Source organism: Denitraticella aggregata (genome assembly GCF_048158365.1).
Taxonomy (GTDB): domain Bacteria; phylum Pseudomonadota; class Gammaproteobacteria; order Burkholderiales; family Rhodocyclaceae; genus Azoarcus_F.
This window is the reverse complement of the sequence record NZ_JBLLNL010000004.1, coordinates 208,561-228,658: the sequence shown is the minus strand read 5'-3', so window position 1 is coordinate 228,658 and position 20,098 is coordinate 208,561. Positions and strand designations below refer to the sequence as shown.

Here is a 20,098-nt window from a genome sequence, read left to right as displayed (position 1 = left end):
ATCATCCGTTGATACTGTATGAAATTGTGGGCTATTCAACTTAGCTCCACCAAGCCCCTTTTTCTCTCTGGATTCTCTTTTCCGGGTCACATCCGCGCAGGTAATCGGCGACGTGCGGACGGCCTGCTCCATGAGTCGATAGAACAGCGACCCACGTACCCTTGAGCTACGAAGATTGAACCGAAAAACGAATTATTCAAGATAGTAATCCAGTTGGCCTTGCTGCACTGACCCCTGATGGATTCCCATCAACCACCTCTTCACCAGCGAGGCGACCCAATGAACGGCCGGCGTCTAAACATGAGCCGACCCGCTCACACCGCGCAAGACCTTTTGGTCGATCGGGAGCCGCTACGATGTCGGAGCGGAGCGCGGCAGCGCAGGCGAGAATGATGAACGGTCGGGGCACCGACATGGCCATTTCCGAACTCCATGCATCGCAACGGTTTCCGCGCTCGCCGACGGACATTCCGCAGTAAGGAACGGACCTCCGCCGACGTCTATAGCTTATGCCCGCAGACCGCGAGGCCGGTCCGGCCAATCGGCGGTTCGCGAGCAAACACCGGGGAAAATTTCAACATGCTTTCAGGAAAAACTGCACTTGTGACCGGATCGACGAGCGGCATCGGCCTGGGAATCGCCGAAAAGCTGGCCAGCGAAGGCGCGAACATCGTGCTCAACGGGTTCGGCGACGCTGGCGAGATCGAGGCGATTCGCGCGCGACTGGCCACGGAATACGGCGTTGAGGTGCGCTACAACGGCGCCGACATGAGCCGCCCAGAGACGATCGAGGCCATGTTCGAGGAGATCGAGACCAAGTTCGGTGGCGTGGATGTTCTGGTGAACAACGCCGGTATCCAGTTCGTCGCCCCGGTCGACGAGTTTCCGGTGGCCAAGTGGGACGCGATCATCGCGATCAACCTGACCTCCGCCTTTCACACCATCCGGCTCGCGCTGCCTGGCATGAAGCGCAAAAAGTGGGGACGCATCATCCAGGTCGCGTCGGCCCACGCGCTGGTCGCTTCTCCCTTCAAGTCGGCCTACGTCGCGGCCAAGCATGGCATCGCCGGGCTGACCAAATCCGTTGCGCTCGAAGTCGCCGAAGCCGGCATCACGGTCAACGGAATCTGCCCTGGCTATGTCTGGACCGAGCTGGTGAAGAATCAGATCGCCGATACCGCCAAGGAGCGCGGGATCGCAGAGAAGGAAGTGGTCGATACGGTGATGCTGGCGGGCCAGCCCACCCGGCAGTTCGTCACGGTGGAGCAGATCGCGTCGCTCGCCAGCTACCTGGCCAGCGATGCGGCCGAATCGATCACCGGCGCGCTGATGTCGATCGACGGCGGCTGGACGGCGCAATGAGCACGCATCGGTGAACCACGACGACATTCTCGCGCTGGCCTCGATGCCGGCAGCCTCTCCGTCCTATCCGCGCGGACCATACCGCTTCATTGATCGCGAATACCTGATCATCACCTACGAGTCGGACCCCGATGCGATCCGCGCCGCATTGCCCGAACCGCTCGAACCGGACGGCAGCAACACCGTGCTCTACGAATTTATCCTCATGCCGGACTCGGCCGGCTTCGGCAGCTACACCGAGTCCGGTGTCGTGATTCCGGCCCTCCATCAGGGCGAGCATGTCAACTTTACCGCCCAGATGTATCTGGACGCCGAATCGCCGATCGCGGGCGGACGTGAAATCTGGGGATTCCCGAAAAAGCGCGGACTGCCTACGCTCGGCGTCGTGCATGACACCCTCACCGGCACGCTGGACTACGCCGGGCTGCGGGTGGCGGTGGGTACCATGGGCTACAAGCACCAGCACCTGTTGTACGACGTTCTCGGCCAGAAACAATGCTCGTCGGCCTCCATCGTGGCCAAGATGAGCAAGACCCAGGTGAATCTGAAGCTCATTCCCGGAGTGGACGGGGAGCTGTCGATCGCGCAGCTCGTCGCGTACAACCTGACCGACATCACCGTAAAGGGCGCCTGGTCGGGCCCGGCGCGGCTGCACCTGGTGCCGCACGCGAACGCGCCTGTGGCCGACCTGCCGGTGCGCAAGCCGCTCGGCGGTCTTCACTTCGTCGCCGACCTGACCCTGCCCTATGGGCGGGTTCTGCACGATTATCTGCTGACCGGATCATCCGGTTCCGAGGACAGGCACCCATGACAGGCACACGCAAAAGAAGTACTTCGCAAAGCTCTGCAGCCGATCAATGTCGCGTCGATGCGCTGCCCAGGGACGGGCTGCCGGGCCAGGTCGTGCTGGTCATGCAGGGCGGTGGCGCACTGGGGGCCTTCCAGGCCGGCGTGTATGAGGCGCTGCACGAGGCGCGCATAGAGCCGGACTGGATCGTGGGCACGTCGATCGGCGCCATCAACGGCGCACTGATCGCGGGCAACACGCCCGCCAATCGTCTGCAGCGCCTGCGCCAGTTCTGGGATCTGGTGGCCGACGGCTCGGTGTCGGCGCGCTACTGGAACGCGCTGGGCCTGGGGCCGCTGATGCACAACCTGGGCGCCGTATCGCGCGGTATCCCCGGCTTCTTCGAGCCGAATCCGGCCGCATGGATGAGCACGGGTGCGCCACTGGGCGTGACCAACGCCGCGTATTACGGCACCAGGCCGTTGCGTGAAACGCTCGCCTCGCTGATGGAGTTTTCCCCCGAAGGCCAGAGTGGCCTGCGGCTCACCCTGGGTGCCGTGAACGTCCAAAGCGGCCGGATGCGCTATTTTGACAGTCGCCACGAGCGCGTCGGAGTGGAACATGTGCTCGCCTCCGGCGCGCTACCGCCCGCATTCCCGGCAGTGATGATTGATGGATCACCCTATTGGGACGGAGGCATTTACTCCAACACGCCAATCGAAGCGGTGATGGACGATCAGCCGCGTCGTGACTCCCTGATCTTTTCGGCGCGACTGTGGCAACAGGAAGGCGAGGCCCCAGCGTCGATCGGCGAGGTCATGAGTCGACTGAAGGACATCCAGTTCTCCAGCCGTGCCGATCATCACATCGAGCAGCAGCGCGAGATTCACCATCTGCGCCATGTCGTGCGCGAACTGGGCAAGCTGCTACCGGATAAGGCCAGGAGCGCCGCCGAAGGACTGCTCGATTGGGGCTGCGGCACCGTCATGCACGTACTCGAAATGCGGGTGCCCGAGCTTCCCGGCGAGGATCACACCAAGGACCTCGACTTCACCGCGGAGGGCATTGCCGCGCGCTGGCAGGCGGGGTATGACATGGCGCGCCAGCGGATCGTCGCGGCACCATGGAAGGATGCGTTCGACCCGATCGAAGGCGTTGTGGTGCACCGCTGATTCGATAGGCGCGGTCTTCGAGCCCGGAATTACCCCCGCTTGCCGCACGAACCGAGCGCACCGGGTTCGTCGAGCAACCACCGCGGGCGCGGCGTGAGCCGCGATATCGACGCTGGAAGGATGCTATACGTCCATGAGATTGCCATGGCTCCACCATCCGTAACAGTCCGTCACGCGAGCGCACGCAAGCTGGTCAGCGGTGGTCGCGCGAGCAGATGGCGGGTTCCGAGCCACCCGCCGGCCACTACGCCGGCGACCCCCACCGCGGTGGCGAGTGTCATCGGCAGCAGGCTGGGGATATAGGCCATCTTGAACACGTAGTGCGCCAGCGCCCAGCCGATCGCGGTCGCGCCCAGCCCGGCCAGCACACCAGCGGCCGCTCCGAGCACCGCGAACTCGGCCAGCAAGGCCTGGCGAAGCTGGCGATTGCGCGCGCCAAGGGTGCGCAGCATCGCGAGTTCGAAGTCGCGTTCGTCGTGGGTGGACTGCAGCGCCGCATACAGCACCGTCAGCCCCGCCAGCACCGCGAAACCGAACACGAACTGCACGATCAGCACCAGCTTGTCGGTCACCGCCTGCACCTGCGCAATCACCGCGGCGACATCGATGACCGACAGGTTGGGAAAGCGGTTGATCAGTCCGGTGGTGAAGGCGTGCTCGCCCGGCGGCAGATGAAATGCGGTCACGAGGCTGGCCGGGTCGTTGTCGAGCATGCCCTCGGCCGCGATGAAGAAGAAGTTCACACGCATCGAATCCCACTCGAGCTCGCGCACACTGGTGATCGGCGCCTCGACCAGGCGCCCGGCGATGTCGAAGCGCACCCGGTCGCCGAGCCGCAGGCCGAAGGTCTCGAGCAGGCCCTTCTCGATCGAGAACTGCGGCGTGCGATCGGCGCCGTGCCACCGCCCGGCGACGGCGACGTTGGTTTCGGGCAAGCGCGCGGCGTAGCTCAGATTGAACTCGCGCTCGGCCAGCCGGCGGGTCTGCACATCGTCGTATTCGTCCGGGTTGAGCGGCCGGTCGTTGACCGCGACCAGCCGGCCGCGGATCATCGGCAGGATATCGGGCGCAACGAACCCGTTGGCGACGAAGTGGTTCGACACAGCGTCGCGCTGGTCGGGCTGGATGTTGATGATGAAGCGGTTCGGCGCATCCGCGGGCGTCATCTGACGCCAGTTCTCGAGCAGATCGCCGCGTATCAGCGTGAGCAGCAACAGCGCGGCCATGCCCAGACCGAGCGCACTGATCTGGATCACGCTCGCGCCGATGCGTCGGTTCAATGAAGCGAGCCCGTAGCGCCAGCCGCCGCCTCGCAGGCTGCCCTGCCCCTTCAGTTGTGACAGGCCGCGCAACAGCAGCCACGCGGCGAGAGCGAACATGCCGAGCGCGACCGCGAAACCGACGGCCACCATCACACCCAGCCTGAAGTCGCCGGCGATCCAGAAGACGATGCCGAACAACACGACCGCGCCCAGCACCCAGGCGGTGCCGCTGGCCGACTCCACCCCGCCCAGTTCGCGCCGCAACACTCTCAGCGTCGACACCTTGCCCAGGCGCAGCAGTTGCGGCAGCACGAAGCCGACCAGCAGGGCCAGACCGACCACCAGCCCGTGCGCGAGCGGCACCAGCGACGCCGGCGGCAGCTCGACCTGCATCAGCTCGGCCAGCACCATGACCAGCGCGAACTGCACCATCCAGCCCAGCGCCGAGCCAAGCAGCGCGGCGAACATTCCGAAGAAGATGAATTCGCCGACCACGATGCGCAGCACTTGCGACTGTTTAGCGCCAACGCAGCGCATCACCGCACAACCGTCCAGATGGCGCCGCATGAAGCGGCGGGCCGACAGGCCGACCGCCACCGCTGCCAGGATCACCGACAGCAAGGCGGCCAGGCGCAGGAAACGCTGAGCCTGATCGAGCGCCCCGCGCACCTCGGGTCGCGCATTCTCGATCGTCTCCACCGCCTGCCCGCGTTCAAGATTCTGGGTCGCCCAGCGTTCGAAAGCCTCGACCGACTGGAGGTCGCCCGCGACATGCAGGCGCCAGGTCGCGCGACTGCCTGCCACGAGCAGGCCCGAGTCGGCCAGATCGGCAACGTTGAAGATTGCGCGCGGCAAAAGGCTGAAGAAGTTCGCACCGCGATCGGACTCGAAGGTGACCATGCCGCCGACCCGGAATTCGAGCAGACCCAGCCCGACCGTTTCGCCGACCGCGACGCCGAGCGTCGAGAACAGGCGCTCGTCCAGCCACACCTCGCCCCGCTCGGGCACCCGCTCGGCCAGTTCATCCGGCTGATTGGGGCCCGGCGCGATCCGCACCGCCCCGCGCAGCGGGTAACCCGGCTCGACCACCTTCACGCCGGCCAGCTGCGCCTCCTCCTCGGTGCTGACCATGCTGGTGAACAGCACCGTGTCGACGACTTCCAGCCCGCGTCTGCGGGCCTCGTCGTGGAACGTGGTGCCCCAGGGTTGATCGGCGCGCAGCAGCAGATCCCCGCCGAGCAACTGGTTCGCTTCGCGATCGAGCCCGCGTGCGACCCGGTCGGCCAGGAAGCCCACGCTGGTCAGGCTGGCGACCGCGATCAGGATGGCCAGACCGAGCAGATGGAGTTCGCCGGCGCGCAGGTCGCGCAGCATCATGCGGAAAGCAAGACGTACGGTTTTCATGGGTGGGTGGACGGGCGATCGGCCGCTTGGTTCAGCCCGTGGCCGGCAGAATCCGTTTCACCAGTTCCACCCAGTACGCGCCCCCGACCGGAATGATATCGTCGTTGAAGTCGTAATTCGGGTTGTGCAGCATGCAGCCCCCTTCGTCCGGCCCGTTCCCGATCCACACATAGCAGCCCGGCCTGTGCTGCAGGAAGTACGCGAAGTCCTCCGCCCCCATGCTGGGACGGGCGTCGGTCACGACCTGCTCCGGCCCGACCAGTGCAGCGGCGACCTCGGCACACAGCGCGGCCTCGTCCGACGTGTTGACCGTCGGCGGGTAGCCGCGCCGGTATTCGATGTCGATCTTCACGCGATGCGCGGCCGCGATGCCGGCGCACAGTTCGCGCAGCCGCGCCTCGACGATGGACTGGACCTCGGGCCGGAACGCGCGCACGGTGCCCGACAGCTGGGCCCGGTCAGGGATCACGTTGTAGGCTTCGCCGGCATGGAACAGCGTCGTCGACACCACCGCCGCATCGAGCGGATCGAGCGTGCGGCTGGTGATGGTCTGCACCGACTGCACCAGCGCCGCCGCGGCGACGATCGGGTCATTGCCCAGGTGGGGCATCGCCGCATGGGCGCCGTGCCCCAGCACCGTGATGTCGAAGCGATCTGCACTGGCCATCGCCGCCCCGGCATGCACCGCGATCTGTCCGGCCGGCAGGCCCGGCCAGTTGTGCATGCCGAACACGGCCTCCATCGGAAAACGCTCGAACAGTCCGTCGTCGATCATCGCCTGTGCACCCGCCTCACCCTCCTCGGCCGGCTGGAAGATCAGGTAGACGACGCCATCGAAATCGGGCCGGGTCGCGAGTACATCCGCGGCGGCCAGCAGCATCGTCGTGTGTCCATCGTGGCCACAGGCGTGCATGCAGCCGGCGTGACGCGACTGATGCGCGAAGGTGTTGCGCTCCTGCATCGGCAGCGCATCCATGTCCGCACGCAGCCCGATCGCCCTGAGGCCTCGTCCGCCGCGCACGACACCGACCACGCCGGTCCGGCCCACGTTGCGATGCACCTCGATTCCGAGTGCCTCGAGATGGTCGGCGACTCGCCCGGCGGTGCGGTGTTCGGCGAACGCCAGTTCGGGATGAGCGTGAATATCCCGCCTCAGGTCGGTCAGACGCGCGTGGTTCGCGCGTATCGAGTCCATGACGCTCATCAATGTCGCCTTTTGTGTGATCATTGTTCCAAAGATTCCAGTTTAGCGACGAAGTTCAGGCAGGTCGATCGCCCACAACGGTGCCTTGACGAACGCGGCCGCCCCGACATGGTGCGTTGCGCGACGGTCGCACCTCGCCTCGGTCCTCGCATGCCGCGCTTCGCGGCTGACATGCGGAACTTGAATGCATCATCGCTGCGTCTGGCGCAGGACTTGCTCCGACTCGCGGAGCCGTTCCGATCAAGAGGTCATCCATGTCGATTCATGTAGCACTCAATCACGTCACACGTTACAGCTACGACCGTCCGATCAATCTCGGTCCGCAGACGATACGGCTTCGACCCTGCCCGCACAGCCGCAGCCGGATACTGAGTTACTCGCTGCGAATACTGCCGGCTGGACACTTCATCAACTGGCAGCAGGACCCGCAGGCGAATTACCTGGCGCGGCTGATGTTTCCGGAGAAGACCACCGAGTTCTCGATCGAGGTGGACCTGGTCGCCGAGATGGCGGTGATCAACCCCTTCGACTTCTTCCTCGAGTCCTATGCCGAGACGATTCCGTTCGAGTACGAGAGCTGGCAGAAGGACGAACTCGCGCCCTACTTCAAGAAGCTGCCCCTGACGCCGAAGTTCGCCGCGTGGCTGAACGGCATCGACCGCGAGGACAAGGCCAGCGTCAACTTCCTGGTGGATTTGAACCATGCGCTGTTCGAGCACATCGACTATCTGATCCGGCTCGAGCCCGGCGTGCAGACCCCGGAGGAGACCCTGGAAAAGCGCTCCGGCTCGTGCCGGGATTCGGCCTGGTTGCTGGTTCAACTGCTGCGGCATCTGGGCCTCGCGGCGCGCTTCGTGTCCGGCTACCTGATCCAGCTGAAGGCCGACGTGAAGGCACTCGACGGCCCGTCCGGCCCTGAAGCGGACTTCACCGATCTGCACGCCTGGTGCGAAGTCTATCTTCCGGGCGCGGGCTGGATCGGTCTGGACCCGACCTCGGGTCTGTTCGCCGGCGAGGGGCACATTCCGCTCGCATGCACACCGGACCCGTTCTCGGCCGCACCGATCAGTGGCGGCCTCGAAGAATGCGAGGTGTCGTTCGAACACCGGATGGCGGTCGCCCGCATCTGGGAAGCCCCGCGGGTCACGAAGCCCTACTCCGAAGCACAGTGGTCCGAGATCGAACGGCTCGGGCATGCGATCGACGCTCAGCTCGATGAGATGGACGTGCGCCTGACACAGGGCGGCGAACCGACCTTCGTGTCGATCGACGACCCGGATGGCGCGGAGTGGAACACCGACGCGCTCGGTCCGACCAAGCGCCTGCTCGCAGCCGATCTCTATCACCGCATGCGCGACAGGTACGGGCCCAAGGGCCTGGTGCATTTCGGCCAGGGCAAGTGGTATCCGGGCGAACAGCTGCCGCGCTGGTCGCTGAACTGCTTCTGGCGCAAGGATGGCGAACCGATCTGGGCCGATCCGGCCCTGATCGCGGACGAGCGCACCGACTACGACGTGGACGAGGCGACCGCCGCGCGCTTCCTGACCGGCATCGCGGACCGCCTGGGCGTGGATGGCAAGCACGTCTTTCCGGCCTACGAAGACACCTTGTACTACCTGTGGCGGGAGCGCCGCCTGCCCTCGAACGTCGATCCGTTCGACGCCCGGCTGGACGATCCGCTGGAGCGCGAACGCCTGCGCAAGTCGTTCGAGCGTGGCCTGGACAAGGCGACCGGGCACGTGCTGCCGATCGGGCGCAACCCGCGCAGCGGCGGCTGGCAGAGTGGTTCGTGGTTCTTGCGCGAGGAGCGCTGCTATCTGATCCCGGGCGATTCCGCTCTGGGCTACCGCCTGCCGCTGGATTCGCTGCCCTGGGTCAGCGAAGAGGACTATCCGTGGATGCATCAACCGGATCCGTTCGAGCAGCAACGCGTGATGCCGCCCCATGCGGAGCTGAGCGCCCGGTTCGCACCCGAGCGCATCGCGATCGACCCGGCGCGCCGGACACCCGCGCTTCATCCCGGCCCGGTCGCGGGCAGCACGCCGCACGCGCCCGCCAGCGGCGCCCATCGCGCCCCGACGCAAAAGGAATCGGCCAGCTGGGTCACCCGCACCGCGATGTGCGCCGAGGTGCGCAACGGCGTGCTCTACATCTTCATGCCGCCGACCGAGGCGGTCGAGGACTATCTGGAACTCGTTTCGGCGATCGAATCGACCGCGGCCGCGCTCGACCAGCCGGTGCTGCTCGAGGGTTACGAAATGCCGCGCGATCCGCGCATTCGCCAGTTCAGGATCACCCCCGACCCGGGCGTGATCGAGGTCAATGTCCAACCCGCCCACAGCTGGAACGACCTGGTCGAGCAGACCACGCACCTTTACGACGCCGCGCACTTCTCGCGCCTGACGACCGAGAAGTTCATGATCGACGGACGCCATACCGGTACCGGCGGCGGCAACCATTTCGTGCTCGGCGGCGACACGCCGGCCGACTCGCCGTTCCTGCGCCGACCCGACCTGCTGCGCAGCCTGGTCAGTTACTGGCACAACCATCCCAGCCTGTCCTACCTGTTCTCGGGCCTGTTCATCGGGCCGAGTTCGCAGGCGCCGCGCATCGACGAAGCGCGCAACGATGCGGTGTTCGAGATCGAGATCGCATTCCGCGAGATGAACCGGCTGATCGCCGAGGACCGGGACGGCTGCCCGCCGTGGATCGTCGATCGGCTGATGCGCAACCTGCTGACCGACATCACCGGCAACACCCATCGCGCCGAATTCTGCATCGACAAGCTGTATTCGCCCGACGGTCCGACCGGGCGTCTGGGCCTGCTGGAGATGCGCGCCTTCGAAATGCCGCCGCATGCGCGCATGAGCCTCACCCAGCAGCTGTTGCTGCGCGCGCTGGTCGCACGCTTCTGGAAGACGCCGTACGCACCGCCCCGCCTGGTGCGCTGGGGAACCGAGCTGCACGATCGCTTCCTGCTGCCGCACTTCATCTGGCAGGACTTCGCGGATGTCATCGACGAGACCCGCGAGGCCGGCTTTCCGGTCGAGGTCGACTGGTTCGCTGCGCATCTGGAGTTCCGTTTCCCGCGCATCGGAGACTACAGGATCAAGGGCATGACGCTGGACCTGCGGACCGCGCTGGAGCCCTGGCATGTCATGGGCGAGGAAGGTTCGGTCGGCGGAACCGTGCGCTACGTGGATTCATCGGTCGAGCGCCTGCAGGTCAAGATCACCGGCGTCGCGCCCGAGCGCTATCGCGTCACCTGCAACGGCGTACCGATCCCGATGCAGTCGACCGGCACGGTCGGCGAGTTCGTCGCCGGGGTCAAGTACCGCGCATGGCAACCGCCGTCCTGCCTGCATCCGACCATAGGGGTGGACAGCCCACTCACGTTCGACTTCGTCGATACCTGGACGAACCGAAGCCTCGGGGGATGCCAGTATCACGTGATGCATCCGGGCGGCCGCAGTTACGAAACCCTGCCGGTCAACGCCTTCGAGGCGGAAAGCCGACGCATGGCGCGCTACTTCCGCATCGGACACACCCCGGGGCCGATGCAGGTCGGTGAGCCGCGCGTAAACCCGGAGTTCCCATTCACACTGGATCTGCGACAATACTGATCTTCGTCTTGCGCGCCGGCTCCCGCCGGTGCGGCACCTGGTGCCCACTCGATGCCCGCAGGCCTGATTGACGCCTATCCGTTCTCAGCTGACCGCTTCGACGAGATGCTGGTCGGCAGGGGCGTTCCCCGTCCCCACTGGGAGGCCTTCGCACGACGCCTGGAAATGCTGCCGGAGAGTGCGCTCGAGCAGCGTTCGGGCTTCGTCGCCGAGGCGATCGAGTCCGACGGCGTCACCTACAACGTCTATGCCGACCCCAAGGGTATCAAGCGCCCGTGGGAGATCGACATGTTGCCGCTGATCATCAGCGCCCAGGAGTGGCGGTCGCTGTCCGCCGCCGTGGCGCAACGCGCGGAGCTGCTCGATGCGGTGCTGGCCGACCTGTACGGACCGCAGCACCTGATCGCCGAAGGGCTGCTCCCGCCGGCACTGGTGTTCGGGCAGCGGGGTTTCAAGTGGCCCTGCCAGGGCGCGACCCCTCCGGGCGGACGCTACCTCCACATGTACGCGGTGGACCTGGCCCGCTCGCCCGATGGCAACTGGTGGGTCATAGCCGATCGCACCCAGGGACCGTCAGGCACCGGTTACGCACTGCAGAACCGCATCGTGGTGTCGCAGGCCTTTCCGGATGCGTTCCGCAATCTGCACGTGCAGAAACTGTCCGGCTACTTTCGCAGCTTCCAGGATGGTCTCGCCCGCATGGCGCCCGCCGATGGGGACTCGCCGCTGTGCGTGCTGCTGACACCCGGACCGTACAACGAGACCTATTTCGAGCACGCCTTCCTCGCCCGCTACCTGGGTTTTCCGCTGGTCGAAGGCCAGGACCTGACGGTACGCAACGACACGGTCTATCTGAAGACCCTGCGCGGCCTGCGTCGTGTGCACGCGATTCTGCGGCGGCTTGACGACGACTTCTGCGATCCGCTCGAACTGCGTGCGGACTCCGCACTCGGCGTACCGGGCCTGCTCGGTGCGGTGCGCGCCGGCCGGGTGTTGATGGCCAATGCGCTGGGCAGCGGCGTGCTCGAGAGTGCCGCATTGTTCGGCTTCCTGCCCGACATCGCGCAACGCCTGCTCGGCGAACCGCTTGCGATGCCGTCGGTCGCGACCTGGTGGTGTGGCGAGGCGCCGGCGCTGGAACACGTCCTCGGAAATCTCGACGAACTGGTCATCAAGCCCGCCTTCGCCAGCATGCGCATGGAAGCGGTGTTCGGGCACCAGCTCAAGGGGGAGGAGCGCAGGCAACTGATCGCGAGCATCAAGGCCCAGCCGCATGCCTATGTCGCGCAGGAATGGGTGCGTCTGTCACAGGCGCCGGTATGGACCGGCAACGCGGCGCAACGCTTGACTCCGCGCTCGGTCGGACTTCGCCTGTTTGCGACCGCCACGCCGGACGGCTATGTGGTGATGCCCGGCGCGCTCACGCGGGTCGCACCGAGCAGCGGCATCGAGGTCATCTCGATGCAGCGCGGCGGAATGTCCAAGGACACTTGGGTGCAGGCCGAAGGGCCGGTGCAGCGCGCGACGCTGATCAAGGAGCGGCTCGGCGTCATCGACCTCCTGTGCACCGGTACCGACATCCCGTCGCGGGTCGGCGAGAACCTGTTCTGGATGGGGCGTCACTCCGAGCGAGTCGAATCGTCGACCCGCCTGCTGCGTGCCGCACTGACCCGGGTGAGCGGCGGCCCCGACGAGGTCGATCAGGAACTGTCGGGACTGTTGCACGCAGCCCGGCGGGTCGGCGCGCTGACGGATCCGAGTGAAGACGACGACCCGACCGACGAGGTGCGCGAGGAACCCTCGGTCGAAGCCCGGTTGCTGTCCGCGGTCTCGGACCTCGCCCAACCGGGATCGGTGGCTTCCAACCTGCGCGCGCTCGCGATCAATGCCAATCATGTGCGCGAGCGCCTGTCTTCCGACAACTGGCACGTGCTCAACCGGCTCGAGACCGCGCTGAAACCCCCGCCGGTCACGCTGGACCAGGCACTCGGCGCGCTCGACCAGGTCATGCTGAACTGCATCTCGCTGGCCGGCTTCGCGATGGACGACATGACCCGCGACGAGGGCTGGCGATTCCTGATCCTGGGGCGTCGCATCGAGCGCCTCGCCGGCCTGTCCGCGCTGGTGTCGGAGGTTCTGCAGACGGCCGAACGGGACCGCGAACGCATGCTCGAATGGCTGCTCGAGGCGGCCAACTCGATCGTCACCTATCGCGCCCGCTACCGCCGCACGCCGGAACTGCTGCCGGTCATGCATCTGCTCGTATTCGATCCGTCCAACCCGCATTCGGTCATCTTCCAGGTGCAGACGCTGAAGCGCTATCTGGCACGCAGTGCGCAGGATCTCGGTCATCCGATGCCTCCCCAGATCGCCGGCCTGGAGCGACGCCTCGGACGCTTCGACATGACTGCCTTCGAAGCCGAGTATTGCGATCAGGCCTGTGCGCGGCTCGCGTCGCTTCTGGCCGATGCCGAGGAGACCGCCTACGTGCTGTCGGACGACGTACACCATCGCTTCTTTATCCATACGGTGCAGCAATCCCGGCTCAGGAGCGTCGCTTGAGCACGGTTCGATACCACATCCGTCACGACACGCTGTACCGCTACGACCAGACGGTGGGCGAATCGCATCAGTTGCTGCGGCTCGTGCCGCGCACGCTGTCATGGCAGCAATGCATCGCGCATCGCATCGAGATCTCGCCCGAACCGTCCCAGTGGCGGGACTTCAGGGACAGCTTCGGCAACAGCGTGCGTGCGCTGCATTTCGAGGCCGACCATGACCTGTTGTCGGTGCGCAGCGAAAGCTGGGTGGAACTGCAGCCCCGTCCGATGCCGGAGCCGGAAACGTCCGCGCCGTGGGAATGCGTGCGGGACGCGCTGCGTTACCAGGCGGGCAAGCGCATGGATGCTGCGACGCTGTCCGCGACCGGCTTTCTGTTCGAGTCCACCGACGTGCGGATCAAGCGGGATTTCGCCGACTATGCGCGCTCGAGCTTCGAACCCGGTCGTCCGCTGCTGGCTGCGGTCAATGATCTGATGCAGCGCATCTTCGACGAGTTCACGTTCGACCCCGGGGCCACCGAGATCTCCACGCCGGTCACCGAGGTTTTCGCGAACCGGCGCGGCGTGTGCCAGGACTTCGCCCATTTCATGATCTCGTGCCTGCGTTCCACGGGTGTTTCCGCCCGCTACATGAGCGGCTACCTGCTCACCCGGCCACCGCCCGGGCGCAAGCGACTGATCGGCGCGGACGCGACCCACGCCTGGGTTTCGGTATTCCTGCCCGGCCATGGCTGGATCGACTTCGACCCCACCAATGCGGTGCGCCCGGACCTGGAGCACATCACGATCGGATGGGGACGCGACTTCAGCGACATTTCGCCGATGCGCGGCGTGTTGCTCGGGGGCGGTGGGCACGAACCCGAGATCGCGGTCACCGTGGTTCCGGAAGAAGAATTCACCGAGCTCTATACCGATGCCGACCTCCCCAGCCTGGAACTACGGATCTCGAACGCCTGATCCGATGCGCGCCGATCCGAGCGACCGAGACGGGTCTGACGCCCTCAGCCGCGCAGAGCCGACCGGGTATGGTCACGTCGCCAAAGGCAGCGCCGGCACCCGGACGGGCATCGAACACCGATGAAGCTCCATTACGCCGACCACTTCGTGCTGCCGCTGCCGCAGGGTCACCGGTTTCCGATGGAAAAGTACTCCGGTCTGCGACAACGACTGCAGGCCGACGCCCGCTTTGCGCCGCAGGATTTCGTCGTACCGGACGCGGCCGCCGACCGTGACATCCTGCGCGCCCACGATCCGGGCTACCTCGCGCGCGTGGTCGAGGGCGCGCTCGATGCGGCGGAAGTGCGTCGTATCGGCTTTCCGTGGTCGCCCGAAATGGTCGAGCGCTCCCGCCGTTCGGCCGGGGCGACGCTGGCCGCCTGCCGCGCGGCGATCAGCGACGGTTGCGCGGCCAATCTGGCAGGGGGCACCCATCATGCGCACCGGGATTTCGGTTCGGGTTTCTGCGTGTTCAACGATGCCGCCATCGCGTCGCTGTGCATGCGTGCGGAGGGCCTCGCGACACGGATCGCGATCGTCGACTGTGATGTGCACCAGGGCGACGGCACGGCCGCCATCCTGGCCGACGAGGCCGACGTATTTACCTTCAGCATCCATGGCGAGCGGAACTTTCCGTTTCGCAAGGCCTGCTCCGACCTGGACATCGGACTCCCGGACTCGACCGCCGACGCCGACTACCTCGGCGCGCTGCGCGACGCGCTGGAGGCCGTCTTCGCCGAGGCACGGCCCGAACTCGTGATCTATCTCGCCGGCGCCGACCCATACAAGGAGGACCGGTTCGGAAGGCTGGGCCTGTCCATCGAGGGTCTCGCGCGACGCGATGCGCTGGTACTCGGCCAGTGCGAAGCGCGCAACGTGCCGGTGGCGATCGCGATGGCAGGAGGCTATGCTCGCAACATCGAGGACACCGTCACGATTCACGCGAACACGATCGATACCGCGTTGCGCGTGTTCGGTGCCTGAAACCACCCATGCCCGGCCCGCGACAGGGAGAGGACTCCAACCATGAGCGAAGAAACCCATATCGCGCTGCTGATCGATGCCGACAATTGTCCGGCCGCCAAGATCGAGGTGATCCTCGACGAACTGGCCAAATACGGTGTGACCAACATCCGTCGCGCCTACGGTAACTGGAAGAGCAGCGGTCTGAAGAGCTGGGAACAGGTGTTGCATGAATACGCGATCCAGCCGATACAGCAGTTCGCCTACACCAAGGGCAAGAACGCGACCGACAGTGCGATGATCATCGATGCGATGGACCTGCTCTACGGCCAGAAACTCGACGGATTCTGCCTGGCCTCGTCCGATTCGGATTTCACCCCGCTGGTCATGCGCATCCGCGCGAACGGACTCAAGGTGTTCGGCTTCGGCGAGAAGAAGACCCCCACCCCGTTCGTCAATGCCTGCTCCAAGTTCCTGTATCTCGAGAACCTCGGCATGCCCAGCCAGACCGAAGAGAAACAGGATCCGGCGGAACAGAAGAAGAGCGGCAAGGACCTGCGCGGCGACGCGAAGCTGGTCAATCTGCTGCGCAGCGGCGTCGAGGCCGGCGCGGAGGACGACGGCTGGGCCGCGCTCGGCGCGGTCGGATCGCACATCGGCAATCAGACCTCCTTCGATCCGCGCAACTACGGTTACAAGAAATTGAGCGACCTGGTCACCGAGATCGGCCTGTTCGAGCTGAAGAAGGTGAACAATCACCTCTATGTCCGCGACAAGCGGGCACAGAAGAAGACGCCGGCCTGAGCCGTTCGCCGCTGCGGCATCGCGCCGCGGGGCCAGCATGCCCATGCGCCTTCACGGCATCGATTTCACCAGCGCGCCTCGCCGCGCCAAGCCGATCACGGTCGCCAGCGGCCGGCTGGACGGCCGCACGGTCCTTTTGGAGGGACTGGAGCGCCTGCCCGACTGGGGCGTATTCGAGGCCTTCCTGAATCGTCCCGGGCCGTGGCTCGGCGCCTTTGATTTCCCGTTCGGTCTGCCGCGCGAGGCGATCGAAACCCTGGGCTGGCCACGCGAGTGGGCCGCGCTGGTCCGCCATTGCGCCGCGCTGGGCAAGGCAGGGTTCCGCAGCACGCTGGATCGTCATCGCGAGAGCCGCCCCGTCGGTCGCCGCTATGCGCATCGCGCGACCGATGGACCAGCGGCTTCACACAGCCCGCTGAAGCTGGTCAATCCGCCGGTGGGGCTGATGTTCCTCGAGGGGGCACCCAGACTGCTGAACGCAGGCGTCAGCCTGCCCGGCATGCATGTCGGCGATCCGGCCCGAATCGCAATCGAGGCCTACCCCGGCTACCTCGCCCGCGCAATCGAGACACGCTCCTACAAGAACGACACGCGCTCGCGCCAGACCCCCGAACGCCGGGATGCACGCAGGCGAATCGTCACGGCATTGCAGGGCGGCGATCACCCGCTCGGCCTGAGCCTGCAGATCGACGAAACCATGCGGGAAACCTTGATCGAAGACGCAAGCGGCGACTGCCTGGATGCCGCGCTCGCACTGCTGCAGGCGGCACACGGCGGGTGCGCCGGCGCGCCGCAGTTCGGCCTGCCAGCGTGGTTCGATCCGCTCGAGGGCTGGATCGCGACCGTGCCTGCACCTTCGCACGGCAATTCGTAGTCGGAGCCGTCCACCCGTCCGGGCGAGGCAGCGGCCGACACCACGGGTCGATGCGAACGCCCGTCAGTCCTGCGTGCCCGGTCCGGAAACGCGGATCAACCCCTGGCGCGAGGCCCGGGATTCAGCGCCCGCGCGACCTGATCAACGGATTTCGAGGCGCAGACTGCGGTCCGGCGAAGCCGGCGGCGGGGGCACGGGCCGGCGCCGGGCCTCCCGCGCGATCAGCGCGGCGATGTCGGTATTGCCGGTGGACAACGCCCAGCGCTCGGCATTGAAGCCGCGGTCATTCTGCTGGTGGACATTCACATCCGTCTGCAGCAGGCGGCGCACCACGTCGATGTGCCCGTTGCGGGCGGCGAACATCAGCGCGTTGGAACCGTTGGGTGCGAGCGCATTGACGTCTGCACCGCGCTGCAGGAACTTCTCCACCATCGCCAACCGCCCTTCGAATGCGGCGTACACCAGCGGTGTCCAGCCGTCGTGGTTCAGTTCGGCGTCCGCTGCGAGCAACCGATCGACGATTTCGTCATGACCACGCAGCGCCGCCAGCATCAGCGCGGAATCGCCCGCCAGATTTCGGTGCGACACATTGGGACGGTATTCCAGGATCGCGTTGACCGTTGCAGCATGTCCACCGCCTGCGGCCAGGATCAGCAGGCTGTTACCCTGCTCGTCGATCGTGTTCGGATCGATGCCGCGATTGAGCAGATCGACCAGTTGACGCGTGTCGCCGAGGCGCGCCGAACTGAGTGAATTTTCGTAGCTGTTCGCCTGCGCGAGCACCGCAAAACACAGCAGCATCAGGAAGACCGACAGTCGGCGCATGAACATCTCAGTTTGCCCTCGCATGCTGGAACAGGTTGAAAAAATTCTCGGTGGTCACGGTTTCGATACGCTCCAGCGCTTCACCCCGAAGGCGCGCGATCTCGTCTGCCACATGTACCACCCAGGCGGGTTCATTGGTGCGCCCGCGGTGGGGAACGGGCGCGAGATACGGGGCGTCGGTCTCGATCAGCAGGCGGTCGAGGGGAACGTACTGCGCGACGGCCTTCAGGTCGGTCGCATTGCGGAAGGTGACGATACCGGAAAACGAGATGAAGAACCCGAGATCCAGCGCCGCCTCCGCCACCTCACGCGATTCGGTAAAGCAATGCATGACGCCGCCCGCCTCGGACGCGTTCTCCTCGCGCATCAGCCTCAGCGTGTCGGCCGAGGCCGAACGGGTATGCACGATCAGCGGCTTCCCGCACGCGCGCGCGGCGCGAATGTGGGTGCGAAAACGGGTGCGCTGCCATTCCGGCTCGTCCTTGTGCCAATGGTAGTCGAGACCGGTCTCGCCGATCGCGACCACCTTTGGATGGGCTGCCAGCGCCACCAGACGCGCCTCGTCCGGTTCGTCCACATCCGCATTATCCGGATGCACACCGACCGACGCATGGAACCCCTCATGGCGTTGCGCCAGGGCCAGCACGCGCGGGAAATCCTCCATGCGCACATTCACGCACAGCGCATGTTCCACCCGGTTGGCCCGCATCGCGGCGACGACCTCGTCCTCGCGTTCGGCCAGCTGGGGAAAATCGAGATGACAGTGGGAATCGACGTACATCTGTTGGGAAAACCTTTGAGCGCAGCCGACGATCAGAGCGTGTGCGTCGGCCGGTTGGAGCCGACCAGGCCGGCCAGAATCGTTTCGATCCGGTTGCGCAGGGCCTTGCCCGCTTCGTCCGAGCTGAAATGCAGCCCGACGCCCTCGGTCTTGCCGCCCTGCGCGCCGTGCGGAGTCACCCACACGACCGTCGCGGCCACCGGATGCTTGGTCGGATCGTCCATCAACTGCAACAGCATGAAGATCTCGTCGCCGAGCGCGTACTTCTTCGGCGTGGGGACGAAGATCCCGCCGTTGATCAGAAAAGGCATGTACGCGGCATAGAGTGCGGATTTTGAATTGATGTTCAAAGACAGCACACTCGGTCGGGCGACCCCGGGTTTGGCTGCTTCGCTCATGGTCGAACTCCGGCAACGATGCGCGCATAGCGCAAAAGCATGTCCTCCAGCATCAGTCTCGCATTGAGCGGATGCTGCGCAACCCGACGAATACGGGCGAAGTCATTGTAGCAGTTCAGCACCGTGGCCACGCTGCTGCGCGCCGCCAGCGCCGACATCGCACCCTCCTCTGCCGGGAAATAGCGCACCCGACCACCCAGGCGCAGACTTGCGACATCGGTCACCCAGCGTTGCATCCAGTCGACCAGTTGCGCGATGTCGAAACCCGCGGCCACCGCCTCCTTCGACTTGAGCCAGCTCTCCCACTGGCCCGCGAGCCCCAGCGGATCGGACGCCGCCGCACCGCACACGTCCCGGACGAAGCGCGACAAAAACGGTGAGAACCCTCTGTCCGCAAGACGTTCGGCCGCCAGCGGCATGCCGCCGCACAGTGCGAGCAAGGCGCGGCCATCACGATCGCGCCCCTGCAGCCAGCCCGCCAGCAGCGCATGATCCGGGCGCGCCACCGCCCACGCCTGGCAGCGGCTGCGTATGGTGGGCAGCAGACGCCTGGGAGCCGACGACACCAGCAGGAAGATGCAGCCCTCCGGGGGTTCCTCCAGCAGCTTCAGCAGTGCGTTGGCGGTGAAGGTGTTCATCGCGTGCGCCGGCTCCACGACGACGACCCTGCGGTTGCCCTGATGACCGGTCACGTTGAGCGCGGACTGCAGCCCGCGCACCTGATCGATAACGATCTGGGACGACTTGGCCTTGCCCGGCTTGTCGGCCCCGGCGCCGACCGCGGCCTCCTCGCCGGAGTCGGCATCCTGCCCCCCCTCGGCTGCGGCCTGCGCCGCCGGCACCAGCCTGTACAGATCGGGATGGTTGCCGGAGAGCCGCAGGCGGCAACCGTCGCACGTGCCACAGGCCGTGCCGTCGGCCCCCGGCGAACGACACAAAAGACGGGCCGCCAGCGCATCGACCAGATCGCGCTTGCCGATTCCGGGCGGTCCGATGAACAGCAGCGCATGCGGCAGGCGCGCTTCGAGTTCGACCAGCCTCTGCCAGGTACCGGCAAGCCAGGGATGCATCAGCGAGCCCGC

Annotated in this window: 15 protein-coding genes and 1 pseudogene; 9 read left to right on the top strand and 7 right to left on the bottom strand. The window is 65.9% G+C overall.

Going from position 1 to position 20,098, the window contains the following annotated elements:
* Positions 1 to 78: 78 nt before the first annotated feature.
* A pseudogene (locus ACKVEX_RS07590) lies at positions 79 to 285 on the bottom strand (IS1595 family transposase); the annotation flags it as partial.
* A gap of 147 nt (positions 286 to 432) precedes the next feature.
* Between ACKVEX_RS07590 and ACKVEX_RS07585 the strand changes: the two are divergent.
* From ACKVEX_RS07585 to ACKVEX_RS07575, 3 genes are all read left to right on the top strand, one after another.
* Entirely contained in the window at positions 433 to 1,362 is a 930-nt protein-coding gene (locus tag ACKVEX_RS07585; protein WP_473215095.1) for a 3-hydroxybutyrate dehydrogenase, read from the top strand.
* Positions 1,363 to 1,372: 10 nt separating this feature from the next.
* Entirely contained in the window at positions 1,373 to 2,173 is an 801-nt protein-coding gene (locus tag ACKVEX_RS07580; protein WP_473215094.1) for an acetoacetate decarboxylase, read from the top strand.
* A gap of 101 nt (positions 2,174 to 2,274) precedes the next feature.
* The gene (locus ACKVEX_RS07575; RefSeq protein ID WP_473215093.1) at positions 2,275 to 3,321 is read left to right on the top strand and encodes a patatin-like phospholipase family protein; all 1,047 of its coding nucleotides are present in this window, start codon (positions 2,275 to 2,277) and stop codon (positions 3,319 to 3,321) included.
* Between the two features lie 170 nt (positions 3,322 to 3,491).
* Here ACKVEX_RS07575 and ACKVEX_RS07570 read toward each other — a convergent pair whose 3' ends face one another.
* Together ACKVEX_RS07570 and ACKVEX_RS07565 are read right to left on the bottom strand one after the other, a co-directional pair.
* Positions 3,492 to 5,987, bottom strand: coding sequence for an ABC transporter permease (locus tag ACKVEX_RS07570; RefSeq protein WP_473215092.1), 2,496 nt, complete (start codon positions 5,985 to 5,987; stop codon positions 3,492 to 3,494).
* A gap of 31 nt (positions 5,988 to 6,018) precedes the next feature.
* A complete protein-coding gene (locus tag ACKVEX_RS07565) occupies positions 6,019 to 7,191 on the bottom strand; it encodes a M20 aminoacylase family protein (RefSeq protein ID WP_473215091.1) in 1,173 nt (390 codons plus the stop codon).
* A gap of 254 nt (positions 7,192 to 7,445) precedes the next feature.
* Here ACKVEX_RS07565 and ACKVEX_RS07560 point away from each other — a divergent pair, with 254 nt between their 5' ends.
* From ACKVEX_RS07560 to ACKVEX_RS07535, 6 genes are all read left to right on the top strand, one after another.
* On the top strand, positions 7,446 to 10,814 hold the full coding sequence (locus tag ACKVEX_RS07560) for a transglutaminase family protein (protein ID WP_473215090.1): 3,369 nt from the start codon (positions 7,446 to 7,448) through the stop codon (positions 10,812 to 10,814).
* Positions 10,815 to 10,865: 51 nt separating this feature from the next.
* On the top strand, positions 10,866 to 13,376 hold the full coding sequence (locus ACKVEX_RS07555; protein WP_473215089.1) for a circularly permuted type 2 ATP-grasp protein: 2,511 nt from the start codon (positions 10,866 to 10,868) through the stop codon (positions 13,374 to 13,376).
* Positions 13,373 to 14,332 carry a transglutaminase family protein gene (locus ACKVEX_RS07550; protein ID WP_473215088.1) on the top strand — a complete coding sequence of 320 codons (960 nt, stop codon included), beginning with the start codon at positions 13,373 to 13,375 and terminating at the stop codon, positions 14,330 to 14,332. The genes ACKVEX_RS07555 and ACKVEX_RS07550 overlap by 4 nt, the downstream gene beginning before the upstream one ends.
* Positions 14,333 to 14,452: 120 nt before the next feature.
* The gene (locus ACKVEX_RS07545; protein ID WP_473215087.1) at positions 14,453 to 15,355 is read left to right on the top strand and encodes a histone deacetylase family protein; all 903 of its coding nucleotides are present in this window, start codon (positions 14,453 to 14,455) and stop codon (positions 15,353 to 15,355) included.
* A gap of 42 nt (positions 15,356 to 15,397) precedes the next feature.
* Complete coding sequence (locus ACKVEX_RS07540) at positions 15,398 to 16,138, top strand: NYN domain-containing protein (protein ID WP_473215086.1); 741 nt, start codon at positions 15,398 to 15,400, stop codon at positions 16,136 to 16,138.
* 37 nt (positions 16,139 to 16,175) lie between these two features.
* Positions 16,176 to 17,012, top strand: coding sequence for a DUF429 domain-containing protein (locus ACKVEX_RS07535; RefSeq protein WP_473215085.1), 837 nt, complete (start codon positions 16,176 to 16,178; stop codon positions 17,010 to 17,012).
* A gap of 141 nt (positions 17,013 to 17,153) precedes the next feature.
* On the opposite strand, the gene ACKVEX_RS07530 is transcribed toward ACKVEX_RS07535, so the two are convergent.
* Genes ACKVEX_RS07530 through holB form a run of 4 tightly spaced genes read right to left on the bottom strand, consistent with a single transcriptional unit; the run spans position 17,154 to position 20,089 of the window.
* Positions 17,154 to 17,837: an ankyrin repeat domain-containing protein gene (locus tag ACKVEX_RS07530; RefSeq protein WP_473215084.1), complete on the bottom strand. Its 684-nt coding sequence runs from the start codon at positions 17,835 to 17,837 to the stop codon at positions 17,154 to 17,156.
* A gap of 7 nt (positions 17,838 to 17,844) precedes the next feature.
* Positions 17,845 to 18,618, bottom strand: a complete 774-nt coding sequence (locus ACKVEX_RS07525) for a TatD family hydrolase (protein WP_473215083.1) — start codon at positions 18,616 to 18,618, stop codon at positions 17,845 to 17,847.
* Positions 18,619 to 18,650: 32 nt separating this feature from the next.
* Positions 18,651 to 19,016: a PilZ domain-containing protein gene (locus ACKVEX_RS07520; RefSeq protein WP_473215082.1), complete on the bottom strand. Its 366-nt coding sequence runs from the start codon at positions 19,014 to 19,016 to the stop codon at positions 18,651 to 18,653.
* The gene (gene holB / locus ACKVEX_RS07515; protein WP_473215124.1) at positions 19,013 to 20,089 is read right to left on the bottom strand and encodes a DNA polymerase III subunit delta'; all 1,077 of its coding nucleotides are present in this window, start codon (positions 20,087 to 20,089) and stop codon (positions 19,013 to 19,015) included. The genes ACKVEX_RS07520 and holB overlap by 4 nt, the downstream gene beginning before the upstream one ends.
* Between the last annotated feature and the right edge of the window lie 9 nt (positions 20,090 to 20,098).